Annotated in this window: 14 protein-coding genes; all 14 read right to left on the minus strand. The window is 73.4% G+C overall.

Annotated elements, in window-relative coordinates:
• Nucleotides 1-6: 6 nt before the first annotated feature.
• The 14 genes from O2W14_RS15585 to O2W14_RS15650 all read right to left on the minus strand — a co-directional run bounded on the left by O2W14_RS15585 (nucleotide 7) and on the right by O2W14_RS15650 (nucleotide 14,721).
• A complete protein-coding gene (locus tag O2W14_RS15585; RefSeq protein WP_269177023.1) occupies nucleotides 7-705 on the minus strand; it encodes a hypothetical protein in 699 nt (232 codons plus the stop codon).
• 413 nt (nucleotides 706-1,118) lie between these two features.
• A complete protein-coding gene (locus tag O2W14_RS15590; protein WP_269177024.1) occupies nucleotides 1,119-1,373 on the minus strand; it encodes a hypothetical protein in 255 nt (84 codons plus the stop codon).
• Nucleotides 1,370-4,789, minus strand: coding sequence for a hypothetical protein (locus tag O2W14_RS15595; protein ID WP_269177025.1), 3,420 nt, complete (start codon nucleotides 4,787-4,789; stop codon nucleotides 1,370-1,372). Before O2W14_RS15595 ends, O2W14_RS15590 begins: the two co-directional genes overlap by 4 nt.
• Nucleotides 4,770-6,818: a flagellar biosynthesis protein FlhA gene (gene flhA / locus O2W14_RS15600; protein ID WP_269177026.1), complete on the minus strand. Its 2,049-nt coding sequence runs from the start codon at nucleotides 6,816-6,818 to the stop codon at nucleotides 4,770-4,772. Before flhA ends, O2W14_RS15595 begins: the two co-directional genes overlap by 20 nt.
• Before the next feature lie 184 nt (nucleotides 6,819-7,002).
• Nucleotides 7,003-8,139: an EscU/YscU/HrcU family type III secretion system export apparatus switch protein gene (locus O2W14_RS15605; RefSeq protein WP_269177027.1), complete on the minus strand. Its 1,137-nt coding sequence runs from the start codon at nucleotides 8,137-8,139 to the stop codon at nucleotides 7,003-7,005.
• Nucleotides 8,140-8,169: 30 nt separating this feature from the next.
• Nucleotides 8,170-8,934, minus strand: coding sequence for a flagellar biosynthetic protein FliR (gene fliR, locus O2W14_RS15610; protein WP_269177028.1), 765 nt, complete (start codon nucleotides 8,932-8,934; stop codon nucleotides 8,170-8,172).
• Nucleotides 8,935-8,941: 7 nt separating this feature from the next.
• A complete protein-coding gene (fliQ, locus tag O2W14_RS15615; RefSeq protein ID WP_269177029.1) occupies nucleotides 8,942-9,217 on the minus strand; it encodes a flagellar biosynthesis protein FliQ in 276 nt (91 codons plus the stop codon).
• Complete coding sequence (gene fliP / locus O2W14_RS15620) at nucleotides 9,214-10,047, minus strand: flagellar type III secretion system pore protein FliP (protein WP_269177030.1); 834 nt, start codon at nucleotides 10,045-10,047, stop codon at nucleotides 9,214-9,216. The genes fliQ and fliP overlap by 4 nt, the downstream gene beginning before the upstream one ends.
• Nucleotides 10,047-10,472: a FliO/MopB family protein gene (locus O2W14_RS15625; protein ID WP_269177031.1), complete on the minus strand. Its 426-nt coding sequence runs from the start codon at nucleotides 10,470-10,472 to the stop codon at nucleotides 10,047-10,049. Before O2W14_RS15625 ends, fliP begins: the two co-directional genes overlap by 1 nt.
• 76 nt (nucleotides 10,473-10,548) lie before the next feature.
• Nucleotides 10,549-11,289 carry a flagellar motor switch protein FliN gene (gene fliN / locus O2W14_RS15630; protein WP_269177032.1) on the minus strand — a complete coding sequence of 247 codons (741 nt, stop codon included), beginning with the start codon at nucleotides 11,287-11,289 and terminating at the stop codon, nucleotides 10,549-10,551.
• Complete coding sequence (locus O2W14_RS15635; RefSeq protein WP_269177033.1) at nucleotides 11,286-12,260, minus strand: flagellar motor switch protein FliM; 975 nt, start codon at nucleotides 12,258-12,260, stop codon at nucleotides 11,286-11,288. Before O2W14_RS15635 ends, fliN begins: the two co-directional genes overlap by 4 nt.
• Before the next feature lie 186 nt (nucleotides 12,261-12,446).
• Nucleotides 12,447-12,929 (minus strand): flagellar basal body-associated FliL family protein, encoded by a 483-nt coding sequence (locus O2W14_RS15640; RefSeq protein WP_269177034.1) that lies wholly within the window; start codon nucleotides 12,927-12,929, stop codon nucleotides 12,447-12,449.
• Nucleotides 12,926-13,954: an OmpA/MotB family protein gene (locus tag O2W14_RS15645; RefSeq protein WP_269177035.1), complete on the minus strand. Its 1,029-nt coding sequence runs from the start codon at nucleotides 13,952-13,954 to the stop codon at nucleotides 12,926-12,928. The genes O2W14_RS15640 and O2W14_RS15645 overlap by 4 nt, the downstream gene beginning before the upstream one ends.
• Complete coding sequence (locus tag O2W14_RS15650) at nucleotides 13,951-14,721, minus strand: motility protein A (RefSeq protein WP_269177036.1); 771 nt, start codon at nucleotides 14,719-14,721, stop codon at nucleotides 13,951-13,953. The genes O2W14_RS15645 and O2W14_RS15650 overlap by 4 nt, the downstream gene beginning before the upstream one ends.

Consider the following 14,721-nt stretch of genomic DNA (forward strand, 5'->3'; position numbering starts at 1 on the left):
TGCGGGTCAGCGAGCGCGATCGAGGGCGCGGGTCCACCGGGCGATCAGGGCGCCCGGTGTGGCGAGCTCCGCCCACACCCAGCGGACCACGCCACGTCCCTCGTCCCGGAGGGCGTCCTCTCGGCGCTTCTCCTCGAACACGGCATCCCCGGGATGCTGGCCGGGGCTTAGCAGGCGCCCGTACTTGACCCGCCCGTCGAACTCCCCGACGACGTCGTGCTCCCGCCAGCCGAAGTCGCACCGGCCGATCAGCGTCCCGTCGGGCCGCCGGACCTCCACCTGCAGGTCCGGGAGTGGCAGACCGGCGTCCAGCATGAGCGCACGGCTGCGGCTCTCGCCCACGCTCTCGCTCCTGCGGTCAGCAGCCAGCACCACCCGGCGTGCCGACCGGCTGCCACGGGTGCCGGCCCCGGCATCGAGTGCGGCGCGCAGCTCCTCGGGCGACGTCAGATCGCGTGCCAGGGCTGCGTCCGCGACGGCCAGGGCGGCCGGGAAGGGGACCGCTCGGGCGATGTCCAGGACCGTCCGGGCGACGCTGGTGACCGCGGTCCCGTCGACCAGGACGACGTCCTCGGGTGCCAGACGAGCGACGTGTGACCGGAGCCTGCCCTCGTCACCGCTGCGGGCCGGTGGCTGCCGGGTCACGTGCACCTGGCGGAGCGGCAGCCCCCACAGCGGCAGGTCGTGCAGGACAGCGGCCGACACGTGACTGACCACAGCAGGCACCCGGAGCCCGGCCAGGGTCGCGCGGACCATCAGTTGGTGCTGGAGCCTCGGGCCGGGCTGGGCTGGCCCGACCAGATAGGCCCCGCGTTGCAGCACCGACCACTCGCCTCGCCTACGCCGTCGGCGTATCTCGTCGTCGACCAGACCGGCGTCGAGGGCCTGGCGGCGCAGGACGAGGAACGGGGGCTCGGCAGAGGGACTCACCGCCGCAGCCTCACCCGGCGACCGGTGCGGCGGGCCGGGGGACGACGGTCTGTGGACGGCGGGCCGCGCTGTGGACCGGCTCATTGCTCGCCGTTCGCGCGCGGTGCACGTGCTGCAGCGCGGGCAACGGGGAAGAAGACCGTGCAGTGCGGCCGGCGGACACCGGTGCCCGGCAGAGCGGCTGTGGATCAGGCGGTGGGGGCGGGTTCGCCGTCTGCGGGGGCGGTGGCGGGGTGGGTGCCCGTGCGGCTGGGCCTGACCGGGGGCGGCGGGGTGCTGGCCCAGCGCAGCAGCGCCACCACCGCCCAGCCGGCGGCCAGGCACCACGGCAGCCGGGTCAGGACGTCGTCGGCGCTGAAGTCGCCGCGCAGTGCCAGCAGGAGGACCGGGACGGCCAGCACGAAGCCGGTCATCACGACGTCCCACCGGAACGGGCTGATCATGCGCCCATCTCCTCCAGGCGCTCGCACAGCAGGGAGGCCCAGCGGTGGGCGGTGGCGCGGGCGCCGTCGACCAGCGCGACCGGCACGTCCACGTGACCGAGCACGGAGGCCGGGTCGGCGGTGGCGTCGGTGTCCTGCACGATCACGGCGTCGACGCGGGGGAGCGCGTCCAGCCACGGCACGAGGTCCTCGGGCTTGCGGGTGGAGTCCATGACCGCCCAGACGGTGGCCGGTGCCCACACCGAGAGCATGTGCTCCAGCCACGGGCCGCCCGAGGTCCGCAGCGGGGCATCGACGGCGACGATGGTGACGGTGTCGCTCGTGGCGGTGCGGCGGCGCTCGAGGGCGGTCTCCAGCGAGGTGATGCGGCTGGTGCTCTGCGCCATGCCGGCCAGCGCGCCGGCGGCGGCCCACTGCACGTCCTCGGGCTCCAGGCGCAGCGACAGGGCCAGCGAGCGGGCCGCGGCGAAGGTCTCCGCGCCCGGGCCGACGACCATGATCACGTCGCCGGGCTCGGCCACCACGTAGGGCGCGGGGGCCAGGTGCTCGGTCAGCGTCCGGGTCAGGGCCGCGTAGACGCCGCGGGTGGCGGCGTCGGCGGAGAAGTCCGGGCCGAGCATGACGTCGGGGACGCCGAGGGTCAGCAGCTGGAGCTCGAGCTCTTCCGGGCCGGTCATCGCGAAGGGGGCCAGCGCGGTGGACGGCGCCGGGACCAGCCGGGTGACGGTGGCCAGCGTGGTCCCGGTCTCCTCCGCGGAGGGCAGGGCCGTCGCCGGACGGGACGCCGGGGCGATGGACACCGGGGCGGTCGCCTGGTGCGGACGGGCGGTCACCGCGGGCCGCGTGGTGGCCGGCACCGGGGGCCGGCCGCGGCGCACCGGGGGCACGCCGGGACGCCCCAGCAGCGCCGGGCGGCCCGACCCGCCGAGCGCCTGCGGCATGAGGGACAGCGCCGGGAAGGCCGTGGTCGCGTCGAGGGGCAGCGGTGCCGGGTCGCTGGCGGTACGGGCCAGCGTCACCGGGACGGCGGACCGCTGCTGCTCGGGCGTGCGTGCGTCCATGTGGCGGACCTCCTCGGCCGGGGACTCGTCGACGACGACGGCGTCCACGACCATGGTCTGGGCGGCGGCCACCTGGGCGGCGCGCTGGGCGACACGGGCGTCGCTGGCGTAAGCGGTGCCGCGCTGGGCGGCGACCCGGTGGGAACCGGTGTCGTAGGCGCTGGGCGCGGTGGTGTCGCAGGCCCACGGCTCGGGGACGTCGCGGACGCGGTCCTCGGCCAGGGCGTCGGGGAAGCGGTGACGCCCGCGGCCGGAACCGTTGGCCGCCAGCACCTCCTCGAGCAGGTCGGCGAGCTCCTCGTCGGCGGTGCGCACCGACTCGACCATCGACAGCGCCGGCACGTCCACCTTGACGGGCGCGACCAGCGCGGCCACCTCCGCCCGGACAGCCGCGGCACGCGCAGCCTCGATGCGGGCAGCCTCGACACGCGCGGCCTCGATGCGGACGGCGTCGATGCGGACGGCCTCGGCAGCTTCGGCCTCGGCCTGCAGCCGGGCGGCCTCGACGCGCACGGCCTCACGGTGGGCGGCCTCGAGGCGGGCAGCCTCGGCGCGGGCGGCTTCGATGCGCGCCGCCTCGATGCGCGTCGCCTCGATGCGCGCGGCTTCGATGCGCGCTGCCTCGATCCGGACGGCCTCGAGCTCGGCCTGACGGCGAGCTGCCTCGACGGCCGCCTCGGCCTGGAGCCGGGCAGCCTCGGCGCGGGCGGCCTCGGCGGCCTCCGCCTCGGCCTGCAGCCGGGCGGCCTCGATGCGGACGGCCTCCGCGCGAGCGGCCTCAGCGGCCTGCGCCTCGGCCTGGCGGCGGGCGGCCTCGGCAGCCTCCAGCTCGGCCTGCAGCCGAGCGGCCTCGAGACGCTCGGCCTCGAGCCGGGCCGCCTCAAGACGCACGGCCTCGAGCCGGGCGGCCTCGATGCGGGCGGCCTCGGCGGCCTCCGCCTCGGCCTGCAGCCGCGCAGCCTCGAGACGCTCGGCCTCGACGCGCTCTGCCTTGAGCCGAGCGGCCTCCACCCGGGCAGCCTCCAGCCGGGCGGCCTCGACACGGGCAGCTTCGATGCGGGCGGCCTCGGCGGCCTCCGCCTCGGCCTGCAACCGCGCGGCCTCGAGGCGCTCGGCCTCGAGACGCTCGGCCTCGACACGGGCGGCCTCGACACGGGCGGCCTCGACACGGGCGGCCTCCAGCCGGGCAGCCTCCACGCGGGCAGCTTCGATGCGAGCGGCCTCAAGACGCGCGGCCTCGAAACGCGCGGCCTCGAGACGCGCGGCCTCGAGACGGGCGGCCTCGAGACGGGCGGCCTCCTCGGCCTCGGCCTGCACCTGGGCGGCCTCCGCCGCGACGGCAGCGGCCGCGGCGGCCTCCGCGGCGGCGCGGGTCCGGGCGGCCTCGGTGCGGGCGGCTTCGACACGGGCGGACTCGACACGGGCGGACTCGACGCGGGCCGACTCCGCTGCAGCGGCCCGGGCCTGCTGACGTGCGGCCTCGGCGGCGGCTGCCTCGACCCGGGCGGCGGCGGTGCGGGCTGCCTCGGCAGCGGCCGCCTCGACGGCGGCGGCCTCCGCGAGGGCGGCGGACTCCTCGGCGGCCTCAGCGGCGGCCACCTCCGCAGCCACCTCCGCGGCGGCCTGGACCGGGCTGGAGGCCACCATCCGGGTCAGCGCAGCGGCGAACGGGGAGGGACGCACGGGCTCCTCGACGGCCGGCTCGGCCGCCGGGCGCTGGGCCCGCAGCTCCTCCGCCGACAGCATCAGGGTCGCCTTGGCGGGAGCGAACGGCTTGGGCGCGGCGGCACCACGCCGGCCGGCAGCGGCTGCAGCGGCGGCGGTCCGCCCCGGGGAGCGGGGCGCGGACCGGACCGGTGCCGGCTCGTCGATCCACTCGTCGACCCACTCGGGGGTGGCGGCGCGGGCGGCGGCGACGGCCCGCGCCGGGCTGGCGACCCGGTCGGCGGCGATCCGGTCGGCGGCGAGGGCGCGGGCGGTCACCGGGCGGCGGGCCGGCTCGGCCGGGGCGGCGGTGGCGCCGGCCCGGTCGTACAGCGCAACCTCTGGTGTCTGCGGGGCGGCCGCACCGAGGAGCTCGGCGAGCTCGGCCATCCGGTCGTCCAGGGACGGCGCGGCGGCCGGGCGGGGGGTGCGGGCGGCGTCCTGGGGCACGGCGGACGCGGCGGCTGCACCGGCGTCCGTGGCCTTGGGGACCTCCACCTCGGCGATGAACCGCTCGTTGGTGAAGAAGCCGAACATCCCGCCGGAACGGATGCGGCGCACCCCGACGACGCGGGCCGAGGGCCCGAACTGCTCACGCGCGGCGGCGATGGCCTCGTCACGCGTGGCGGCCTCAACGGACTGCGTAGGCACCGCTCACCACTCCCAGGGACTCGATCTGTGCTGTGCGGGACACCTCGTTGTAGGAGATGACCGACAACCGGGGCAGGACCTGGCGGACCAGGCGGGACAGTGCGGCGCGGACCTGCGGGGAGCAGACCAGCACGGGGGAGAGGTTGAGCCGTTCGGCGTCCTCGAGGAGGTCGGTGCAGCCACGGACCAGGACGTCGACGGTGTGGCCGTCCAGGGCCAGCACCTGACCGCCCTCGGTCTGCCGCACCGACTCCAGGAGCCGCTGCTCGAACGAGGGGTCCAGGGTGATCACGTGCAGCCGCTCGTCCTCGGTGACGTAGGGGTGACTGATCGCCGCACCCAGCGCGTTGCGCACGGCCTCGACCAGGCCGTCGAGGTCGGTGGAGACCTTCGCCCGCAGCGACAGCGCCTCGAAGATGCGCACCAGGTCGCGGATGGAGACGTTCTCCTCCAGCAGCGCCTGGAGCACCTGCTGCACCTGCCCGAGGCTCAGCAGTGCGGGGGTGAGCTCGTCGGCGACGGCGGGGTGCGAGCGGCGGACCATCTCCACCAGCACCTTGACGTCCTCGCGGCCCAGCAGGGCGGAGGCGTTCTGCCGGACGACCTCGGCCAGGTGCGTGGTGATGACCGAGGAGCGGTCGACCACCGTGGCGCCGGCCATCTCGGCCTGCCGCTGCAGCTCGGCGGGCACCCACTTGGCGGCCAGCCCGAAGACCGGCTCGCGGGTGGCCTTGCCGGGCAGCCCGTCGAGGTGGTCGCCGATCGCCAGCACGGTGCCGGCGGGCGAGGAGCCCTTGGCCGCCGGGACGCCGTTGAGCCAGATGACGTACTGCGAGGCGGGCAGGTCGAGGTTGTCGCGGGTGCGGACCAGCGGGATGACCAGGCCGGTCTCCATGGCGACCTTGCGGCGCAGCGCCTTGACGCGGTCCAGCAGGTCGCCGCCGCGGGCGGTGTCGACCAGCTCGACGAGGTCGAAGGCGACCTCGAGCTCCAGCGGGTCGACCCGCATCCGGTCGGCGATCGCCTCGGGGGAGTCCGGCTGCGGCTCGGCTGCGCCCTGTGCCGCGGCCGCGGCCTCGGCGTCCTCGTCGACCTCGGGCTCCTCGGTCATGCGTGCGGCGAGGACGAGGAAGAGGCCACCGACGAGCAGGAAGGGGAGCTTCGGCAGGCCGGGGATCAGGCACAGGCCGAGGGAGGCGCCGCCGGCGATGCGCACCGGCATCTTGAACCGGCCGAGCTGGGCCATCAGGTCGCTGCCCATGTCGCCGTCGGTGGCCGACCGGGTCACGATGATGCCGGTGGCGGTGGACATCAGCAGGGCCGGGATCATCGACACCAGGCCGTCGCCCACGGTCAGCAGCGAGAACGTCGTCACGGCCTCGGCCGGCGCCATCCCGCGCTGGATCACCCCGATGGCGAAGCCACCGATGAGGTTCACCAGGGTCACGATGATCCCGGCGATGGCGTCGCCCTTGACGAACTTGGACGCACCGTCCATCGAGCCGTAGAAGTCGGCCTCGGCGGTGACCTCGTGGCGGCGCCTGCGCGCCTGCGCCTCGTTGATCAGGCCGGCGTTGAGGTCCGCGTCGATGGCCATCTGCTTGCCGGGCATCGCGTCGAGGGTGAAGCGGGCGCCGACCTCGGCGACGCGGCCGGCACCGTTGGTGATCACCACGAACTGCACGACGGTCAGGATGATGAAGATGACCATGCCGACGACCAGCGAGCCGCCGATGACGATGTGGCCGAAGGCCTCGATCACCTTGCCGGCGTAGCCGTCGGTGAGCACCAGCCGGGTCGAGGACACGTTCAGCGAGAGCCGGAACAGCGTCGCGACCAGGAGCAGCGAGGGGAAGACGGCGAAGTCCAGCGGCCGCCGGATCTGCATGGCGACCAGCAGGACCAGCAGCGAGATCGCCAGGTTCAGGCCGATCAGCAGGTCCATCAGCGCAGCGGGCAGCGGCACCACCAGCATGAGGACGATGGCGACGACTCCGATGGGTACTGCCGCCTTGGCCAGCTTGCCCATGGGACCTCGTTCCTGTGCCGCTGAGGTGCCGGTGCGCTCCTCACCGACCTTCTCGGCAGCCGTGGGAACGGTCCGTACCGCTGGGCCGGACGCGGGCAGCCCGCAGACCCCGCTGGTCACACCCGGCCCCACCGGCCCCGCGGCGGTGGTGGGGGAGTGACCCACGGGTCAGGAGGGTCCTTCCTCAGCGGCGGCGGCGGCCCGCCTTGGGCAGGTCCTCGACGGCCGGGGCCTCGAAGCCGGGGCGGTGGACGCCGCCGCGCACCCCCTTGGCGGACAGGTGCATGACGAAGGCGAGCACCCGGGCGACGGCGGTGAACAGCTGGGCGGGCACCTCCTGGCCGACCTCGCAGGAGCCGTGCAGGGCCCGGGCCAGCGGGATGTCCTGCACCATCGGCACCCGGCACTCCTCGGCCCGCGCGCGCAGCTTCGCCGCCACCTCGCCGGCCCCCTTGGCGACCACCCGGGGAGCGCCGCGGAGCGGGTCGTACTTCAGCGCCACCGCCACGTGCGTGGGGTTGACCAGCAGCACGTCGGCGTCGGCGACCTCGGACATCATCCGGTTGCGCGACATCGCCATCTGGGTCGCCCGCCGCTGGGCCTTCACGTGCGGGTCGCCCTCGGCCTGCTTGTTCTCCTGCTTGATCTCGGTGTGGCTCATCTTGAGCTGCTTCATCATCTTCTTGCGGACGACGACGTAGTCGGCGACCGCGATGGCCAGGCCGGTGATGCCGACGACCCGGAACATCAGCACCGCCGAGTCGGTGAAGGTGCGGGTCACCTCCGACAGCGGCAGGGCGCCGGAGGCGGCGACCAGCTCCTGCGCCCGGTCCGAGGTCACGACGATGACGACGGTCAGCGCGACCGTCTTGATGATCCCCTTGGCCGCCTCCCACAGGCCCTGGGTGCCGAACATCCGCTTGATCCCGGGGAAGGGGTTCAGCTTCTTCAGCGTCGGCTTCATGCTCTTGGTGGCGAAGGTGACGCCGCCCTGGGCCGCCGAGGAGAGCGTGCCGATCAGCATCATGGCCAGCGCCGTGGGCAGCAGGGCGAACATGAAGACGCTCAGCGCCTGCCCGAGCAGCGCCGAGATGGCGGCCGGTTCCGGGTTGCCGGCGATGGCACCGATCTGGACGAACAGGGTCTGGACCTCGCCGAAGCCCTTCTCCACCAGCATCGGCAGCAGCACGCTGGCCGCCGCCGTCCCCAGCCAGGTGCCCAGCTCCTGGGTCCTGGGGATCTGCCCGTCCTTGCGGGCCTTCCTGAGCTTCTCCGGTGTCGGCTTCTCTGTCTTCTCACCGCCCGGTCCGTCCTTGGCCATCAGTCACCTCCTCCCGGGTGGTCGCGCACGTCAGCCGCTGCGCAGCGAGGTGATGGCCTCGAGCGCGTTGTCCATCAGGCCGTCGAGGGCGGAGGGCAGCAGCGGGAAGGTCAACCCGAGCATGGTCAGGGTGATCATGATCTTGACCGGGAAGCCCAGCGAGAAGATGTTCAGCGCGGGCGCGGCCTTGGACAGCAGCGCCAGGGCGACGTCGGCCAGCATCAGGACGGCGACCATCGGCCCGGCGATCTGCACGGCGGCCAGGAACATCATCGAGAACGCCGTCAGCATCACCGGCCCGAGCTGCTCGGCCGGCAGCGAGCCGCCGAGGGGCAGCCCCTGGTAAGAGGTGACGAACCCGCGCACCAGCAGCATGTGCGCGCCGCTGGTGAACAGCAGGGTGATCGCCAGCAGGTGGTGCAGCCGGCCGATCACGCCGTGCGAGCTGAGCGACAGCGGGTCGTAGGCCGGCTGCATGGTGAAGCCGCCGGTCACGTCGATGAGGTCGCCGGCCAGCTGCACGGCGGCGAAGAACAGCTGGACGATGAAGCCCAGCGCCGCGCCGATGACCGCCTCGGTGATCGCCGTGACGACCAGGAACCCGGCGGTCACCTCCGGCACGGTGCCGACGATGTGCGGGAAGGCGACCAGCGACAGCGCCAGGGCGAGCGCGGCCTTGGCCGGCTTGGGGATGCTGCCGGAGTTGAACGGCGGTGCCATGACGATGAACCCGGTGGCCCGCGCACTGGCGAGCAGCAGCGCCGCCAGCGTGGCCGAGGGGACAGACAGGTCCATCGTGACCTCAGGTCCGGCCGAGCAACCGCGGCAACGACTCGAACAGCTGGTTGGTGAAGGAGACCAGCTCCGCCAGCACCCAGTTGCCGGTCACCAGCAGCACGATGGCCACCGCGATGATCTTCGGGACGAAGGAGAGGGTGGGCTCCTGGATCTGGGTCGCCGCCTGGAACAGCGAGATCAGGAAGCCGACGAGCAGCGCGGTCAGCAGCACCGGGGCGGCCACCTTGGCCCCGAGGATCATGGTCTTGACGGCGATGTCGGTGACGTCCGCGTCGCTCATGCGTAGGACCCCACGAGGGCCGAGGCGATCAGCGACCACCCGTCGACGACCACGAACAGCAGCAGCTTGAACGGCAGCGACACGACCGTCGGCGGGACCATCATCATGCCCATCGCCATCAGTGCGGCGCTGACCAGCATGTCCAGCACCAGGAACGGGATGAACACGACCAGCCCGATGATGAAGGCGCTCTTGAGCTCGGAGAACACGAACGCCGGCACCAGGGTCAGCATGCTCACCGACGCCTCGTCGGCCGGCCGCTCCTCACCCGACAGCCCGATCATCATCTTGAGCTCGTCGTCGCGGGTGTTGTCCAGCAGGAAGGTCTTCAGCGGCGCGACGCCGCTGTCGTAGGCGGCCGAGGCCGAGATGGAGCCGTCGAGGTAGGGCTGCACGGCGACGTCGTTGATGTCGCCGAACACCGGCCCCATCACGAAGATCGTCAAGAACAGCGCGATCCCGGTCAGCACCTGGTTCGGCGGCGAGGTGGGCAGGCCCAGTGCGTTGCGGGTCAGCGCCAGCACCACGAGGATCTTGGTGAACGAGGTGACCAGCAGCAGCGCCGAGGGCGCGATCGACAGCACGGTGATCGCCAGGATCAGGGTCACCGCGCTGCTGGGGCTGTCCCCGCCGATGGAGATGTCCAGGCCGCCGCCGTCGACGACGGGGGCGACCGGCTCGCTGGGCGCGACGGGTGCGGTCGGGGCGGCGAGTGCGGGCCCGGCGAGCGCGAACAGGGCGCCGGTGACGGCCAGCATCAGCAGCGGCATCAGCCACGAGAGGCGGCGGACGCGGTGGGCGGCGGCCGGCATCCCGAGGGAGGTGGCCATCAGTGGCGCACCGTCCGCTCGCGCAGCTCCTGCACGACCGACGTCCAGGTGCTCTTGTCCAGGACCGAGCCGGCCAGCGCGCCCGGGCCCGTGGGCACCGGGATCCGCCGGGTCATCGGCACCGGCTCACCGTCGGTGCTGGCCTTGGCCGGCCCGAGCTGGGCGGCCAGCGCGGCCTGCAGCTCCTCGTCCTCCACCTCGGCCAGCAGGGTGACCTGCTCCTCGGTCGAGCCGACGACCAGCACCCGGCCGGCCACGCGCAGCACCGAGACGGTGCTGGCACGGCCCATCCGCTGCCGCGCGACGACCTCGATGACGCCGGTGGCACCGCCGAGCCCGCGCTTCTGCGCCAGCTTGCTCGCGTAGAACAGCACCCCGGCGATGAGCCCCAGGCACAGCACCAGGCGGATGACCATCCACGTCATGACTCGACTCCGAGCTCGTTCCGCTCCTCGGTCGCTGGCGCTCCCTGCGATGCTCGCTCGCTCATCGTCTTCGTGGTCATGCGCCCGGCGCCCCGTACTCGCCGGAGTCGGTCACGATCTCGCTGATCCGCAGCCCGAAGTCCTCGTCCACGACCACGATCTCGCCGCGGGCGATGAGCGTGCCGTTGACCAGCAGGTCGGCCGGTGCGCCTGCGGCCCGGTCCAGCTCGATGACCTCGCCCGGGTGCAGGGAGAGCAGCTCGGCGACCGTCATCCGCGTGCGGCCGATCTCGACGGTGACCTCCATGGCCACGTTGCGCAGCAGGTCCAGGCTGCCGCGCCGCTCGCGCGGACGGGGCAGGGTGACCTGCAGGGCGAGCGTCGCGCAGATCTCGTTGCCCTGCAGCAGCGGGACGGCGAGGAAGACGCCCTTGTCGCGCAGGCCGTCGAGTGCGGGGACGACGTCCTCGACCCGCTCGGCGGCGACCCGGACCTTGCCCAGCGCGGCGGCGGCGGCCTCGAGCGCGGGGCGCAGCGCGGTCGCGACGTCCATGGCGCCGACGGGGGAGTTGGTCAGCGCGCTGACGATCTCCTCCGAGAGCACCAGCACGATGTCGCCGCTGACCTCGCCGCCCAGTGCGGCGGTGACGGCCGCGCCGGGGGCCGGGGGCAGCGGGACCGCCTCCGGGTCGGCGACGGCGTCCCCGGCGCGCAGGTCCAGCTCGGCGGGCATGGCCGCCGCTGCGGCCTGCGCGGCGGCGGCGACCGCGGCGGCGATGGTGTCGGAGTCGGACGGGGTGCTGAAGGCGGTGGTCATGGTCGATCCTGTTCGCCGGTGCCGGTGTCGGGGACGATCTCGGCGGCCAGACGGCGCCGGTGGTTGCTCGGGAGTGCCTGGGCGAAGACCACGTCGTTGGTCGTGACCTCCAGCGGGGAGTCCTGCGCGTGCCGCAGCAGCAGGACGTCGCCCTCGGCCAGCGACAGCAGGTCGCCGGAGGGCACGACGATCGGGTTGAACCGCACGCTGACGTCGACGGGGACGTCGTTGAGCCGCTCGGTCAGCGCCTCGAAGGCGCGCTGCCGCTTGTGCCGCGCGGACTCCGACAGCTGCGGGGACGCCGCGTTGGTCAGCGACGGCGCGAAGGCGGCGAAGGGCAGCACGAGGGTGGCCTCGGGCTCGCGCTCGCCGATGCGCAGGCTGTAGGACCCGACCATGACCGTCTCGGACCCCGAGGCGGCCTGGGCCAGTTGCGGGTTGTACTCGACGCCGTCGACGACCGGCTGCAGTGGCGTGATGTGCGCGAAGGCCTCGGCCAGCTCGCCGAGCAGCCGGTCGAGGAGGTGGCCGGTGATGGCGCTCTCCATGCCGGTCATCGGCCGGACGGGCTGCTCGCCCTCGCCGGACCCGCCGAGCATGTGGTCGACGATCGCCATCGCCGTCTCCAGCGGGTAGGCCAGCAGGCCCTTGCCCGGGAGCGGCTCCAGGGTGAAGACGGCGAGGAAGTAGGACGGCGGCAGGGTGGCGATGTAGTCGTCGTAGGAGAACTGCTCGATGCCGACGAGCTCCATCCGGGCCCCGGTGCGCAGCATCGAGGTCAGGGTGGTGGTCGCCTGGCGGGCGAAGTTCTCCTGCGCGATCTGCAGGATGCGGACGTGCTCACGGGAGAGCTTCGTCGGGCGGCGGAAGTCGTACGTGCGCGGTACGCGACGGCGCGAGCGCCCCTGCCCCTCCGGGCTCCGGGGGGCAGGGACGCTGGGCGCGTCGGCCGCGATGTCGGACAGGCTCACGCATGTCCTCATCGGCGGGGCCCGGGGGGACCCTGACCGCCGGGGACCAGCCGGCACCGGGGAACCGGCACCGGCTGGTACGGGAGCGCCCCGGTGGGGGTGAAGCGTCAGGAGTGGTGCTGGCCGGCCCCCTCGCAGGGGCCCGGCACGAGCTGGCGAGTGCCGGGGGGCGAGGGGGTCCTTCGTCTACTGGGTGACGTAGCTCGTGTACCAGATCTCGTAGACGTCGCCGTGGTAGGCCTCGATGACGGCCTCCTCGAAGTGGGCCTTCATCGCCTCGCGGTTGTTCTGCACGTCGGGCAGGGCCGCACCGGAGAACTGCGAGATGGCGATGTCCATGGCCTTGGAGCCGTCGGGCTTGGCGCCGGCGCCGTGCCCGCCGCCGGCGTGCAGGTCGTAGGCGGCCGACATCTGGAGGGTGAAGCCCAGCTTGAGGTAGCTGCCGCCGGCGAGGTTGATCGCCACCGGCTCGACGGCGAGCACCACGGTGCCGGCCTCGGGGGCGGGCTCCGCCTCGGCCTCGCCACTGCCGCTGAAGACGAAGAAGTACGCCGCCGCACCGATCGCCAGGACGGCGACCAGCCCGATGATCAGCAGCTTCTTCTTGCCGCCCTTCGTGCCCTCCTCGTCCGCGGGCTTGGCGTCCTTCGTGGTCCTGTCCTTGCTCATCCGTGTCCTCCCTCGGAGTCGGTGGTGCCGTGACCTGCGTCTTCGGTGGTGCTGACCGTGGTGGCCCCCTGCGTGCCCGCGGCCGGTGCGGCGGTGCCGTCCTGTGCCGCCGCCTCCAGCCCGGGGAGCAGGGCGTTGGCCCCGGGGGACGCGGTGGACGCCACGACGATGTCCACCCGCCGGTTGACGGTGACGAAGCTGGGGTCGCTGTCGGGGACCAGCGGCCGGGTGCTGCCGTAGCCGGCCGCCGACATCCGGTCCTCGGCGAGGCCGTCGGCCTCGGACAGGTGCCGCAGCACCGTGGTGGCGCGGATCGCCGACAGCTCCCAGTTCGACGGCCAAGGGCCGCCGCGGGTGACCGGCAGCGAGTTGGCGTGCCCCTCGACGCGGAGCGGGTTGGGCAGCGCGGACAGCCCGGGCGCCAGCGCGTCCAGCACCGTCTTCCCGGCGGGCAGCAGCACGGCGGACTCCGGCTCGAAGAGCACCGGGTCGGAGACCACCCGCACGACCAGACCGCGTTCGTCGATGACGAACTCCGCCGACCCGGCCTGGCCGGCCGCGGCGACCGCGGCCGCCAGGGCCTCACGTGCCGCCGCCAGCTGGTCGTAGACCGCCTTCGCCTCCGCGGCGGTCCGCTCCGCCTGGTCGGCGGCGACCGCCTCGGCGGCCGCGGCCTCGGCCGCGGTCTGCGCGGTGCCGTCGATCGCGGCCTCCTGGGCGACCTGGACCGGCTTGAGCGGGCTGTCGTTCTCCGTCGGGGCGTCGATGGCGGCGCCGTCGTTGAGGATGGTGACCGGCGCCCCGCCGCCCTCGCGGGCGCCCTCGGCGAAGGCGGTGAACTTCGCCGCGTCGATGGAGCTCATCGCGTACAGCACCACGAACAGCACGAACAGCAGCGTCATCATGTCGAAGCCGGACACCAGCCACCGTTCGTGGTTCTCGTGCTCCTCGTGCTCCTCGTGCTTCTTGGCCCGGCCGCCGTGGCCGCCGTGACCGCCCTTCCCGCTCTTGCCGGTCTTGCTCATGCCGCCTCGCGCTCCTGCTCACTGGGCGGCACGAGGGAGGTGAGCTTGGCCCGCACGGTGCGCGGGCTGGTGCCGGCCTGGATCTCGGCGATGCCCTCGACGAGCAGCTCCATCTGGGCGGCCTCCAGCGCGCTGACGCGCAGGATCTTGGCGCCCATCGGCAGGAACCAGAAGTTGGCCGCCATGACGCCCCACAGGGTGGCGATGAACGCCGCGGAGACCATCGGGCCCAGCGCCTCGGGGTTGCTGAGGCTGCCCATGACGTTCATCAGGCCGACGATGCAGCCGAGGATGCCGATGGTCGGCGCGTAGCCGCCCATGTTGTTCATGAACTTGGCGGCGACCTTGTCCTCGGTCTTCTTGGCCGTGATCTCGCCCTCGAGGATGGTGCGCAGGTCCTCGGGGTCGGTGCCGTCGATGCTCATCTGCAGACCGCGCTTGAGGAACGGCGACTCGATCTTCTTGACCTCGGCCTCGAGGGCCAGCAGGCCTTCCTTGCGGGCCTTCTCGGCCAGGCTGACCAGGACCTGGATCTGCTCGGTGGCCGGCGGCACCTTGCCCGGCACCAGGGCCATCTTGAACCAGGTCGGGATCTTCTTCAGGTCGGCCATCGTCTGGCTGGCCAGCGCGGCCCCGAAGGTCGCGATGATGACCAGGATGATCGCCGGGAGGAAGATCAGCGACGTGGGGTCGGCGCCCTCCAGGACCATGAAGACGAAGAAGGCGACCAGGGAGATGACGAACCCGATCAGGGTGGCGGGGTCCAT

The organism is Modestobacter sp. VKM Ac-2986, from assembly GCF_026967795.1.
Taxonomy (GTDB): Bacteria; Actinomycetota; Actinomycetes; order Mycobacteriales; family Geodermatophilaceae; genus Modestobacter.

What these genes read in the sequence shown, in the direction of transcription:
- O2W14_RS15605 (WP_269177027.1), bottom strand. Translation starts at nt 8,139, where the DNA reads ATGGCCAAGGACGGACCGGGCGGTGAGAAGACAGAGAAGCCGACACCG.
- flhA (WP_269177026.1), bottom strand. Translation starts at nt 6,818, where the DNA reads ATGGGCAAGCTGGCCAAGGCGGCAGTACCCATCGGAGTCGTCGCCATC.
- fliR (WP_269177028.1), bottom strand. Translation starts at nt 8,934, where the DNA reads ATGGACCTGTCTGTCCCCTCGGCCACGCTGGCGGCGCTGCTGCTCGCC.
- O2W14_RS15625 (WP_269177031.1), bottom strand. Translation starts at nt 10,472, where the DNA reads ATGACGTGGATGGTCATCCGCCTGGTGCTGTGCCTGGGGCTCATCGCC.
- fliP (WP_269177030.1), bottom strand. Translation starts at nt 10,047, where the DNA reads ATGGCCACCTCCCTCGGGATGCCGGCCGCCGCCCACCGCGTCCGCCGC.
- O2W14_RS15590 (WP_269177024.1), bottom strand. Translation starts at nt 1,373, where the DNA reads ATGATCAGCCCGTTCCGGTGGGACGTCGTGATGACCGGCTTCGTGCTG.
- O2W14_RS15645 (WP_269177035.1), bottom strand. Translation starts at nt 13,954, where the DNA reads ATGAGCAAGACCGGCAAGAGCGGGAAGGGCGGTCACGGCGGCCACGGC.
- O2W14_RS15640 (WP_269177034.1), bottom strand. Translation starts at nt 12,929, where the DNA reads ATGAGCAAGGACAGGACCACGAAGGACGCCAAGCCCGCGGACGAGGAG.
- fliN (WP_269177032.1), bottom strand. Translation starts at nt 11,289, where the DNA reads ATGACCACCGCCTTCAGCACCCCGTCCGACTCCGACACCATCGCCGCC.
- O2W14_RS15650 (WP_269177036.1), bottom strand. Translation starts at nt 14,721, where the DNA reads ATGGACCCCGCCACCCTGATCGGGTTCGTCATCTCCCTGGTCGCCTTC.
- fliQ (WP_269177029.1), bottom strand. Translation starts at nt 9,217, where the DNA reads ATGAGCGACGCGGACGTCACCGACATCGCCGTCAAGACCATGATCCTC.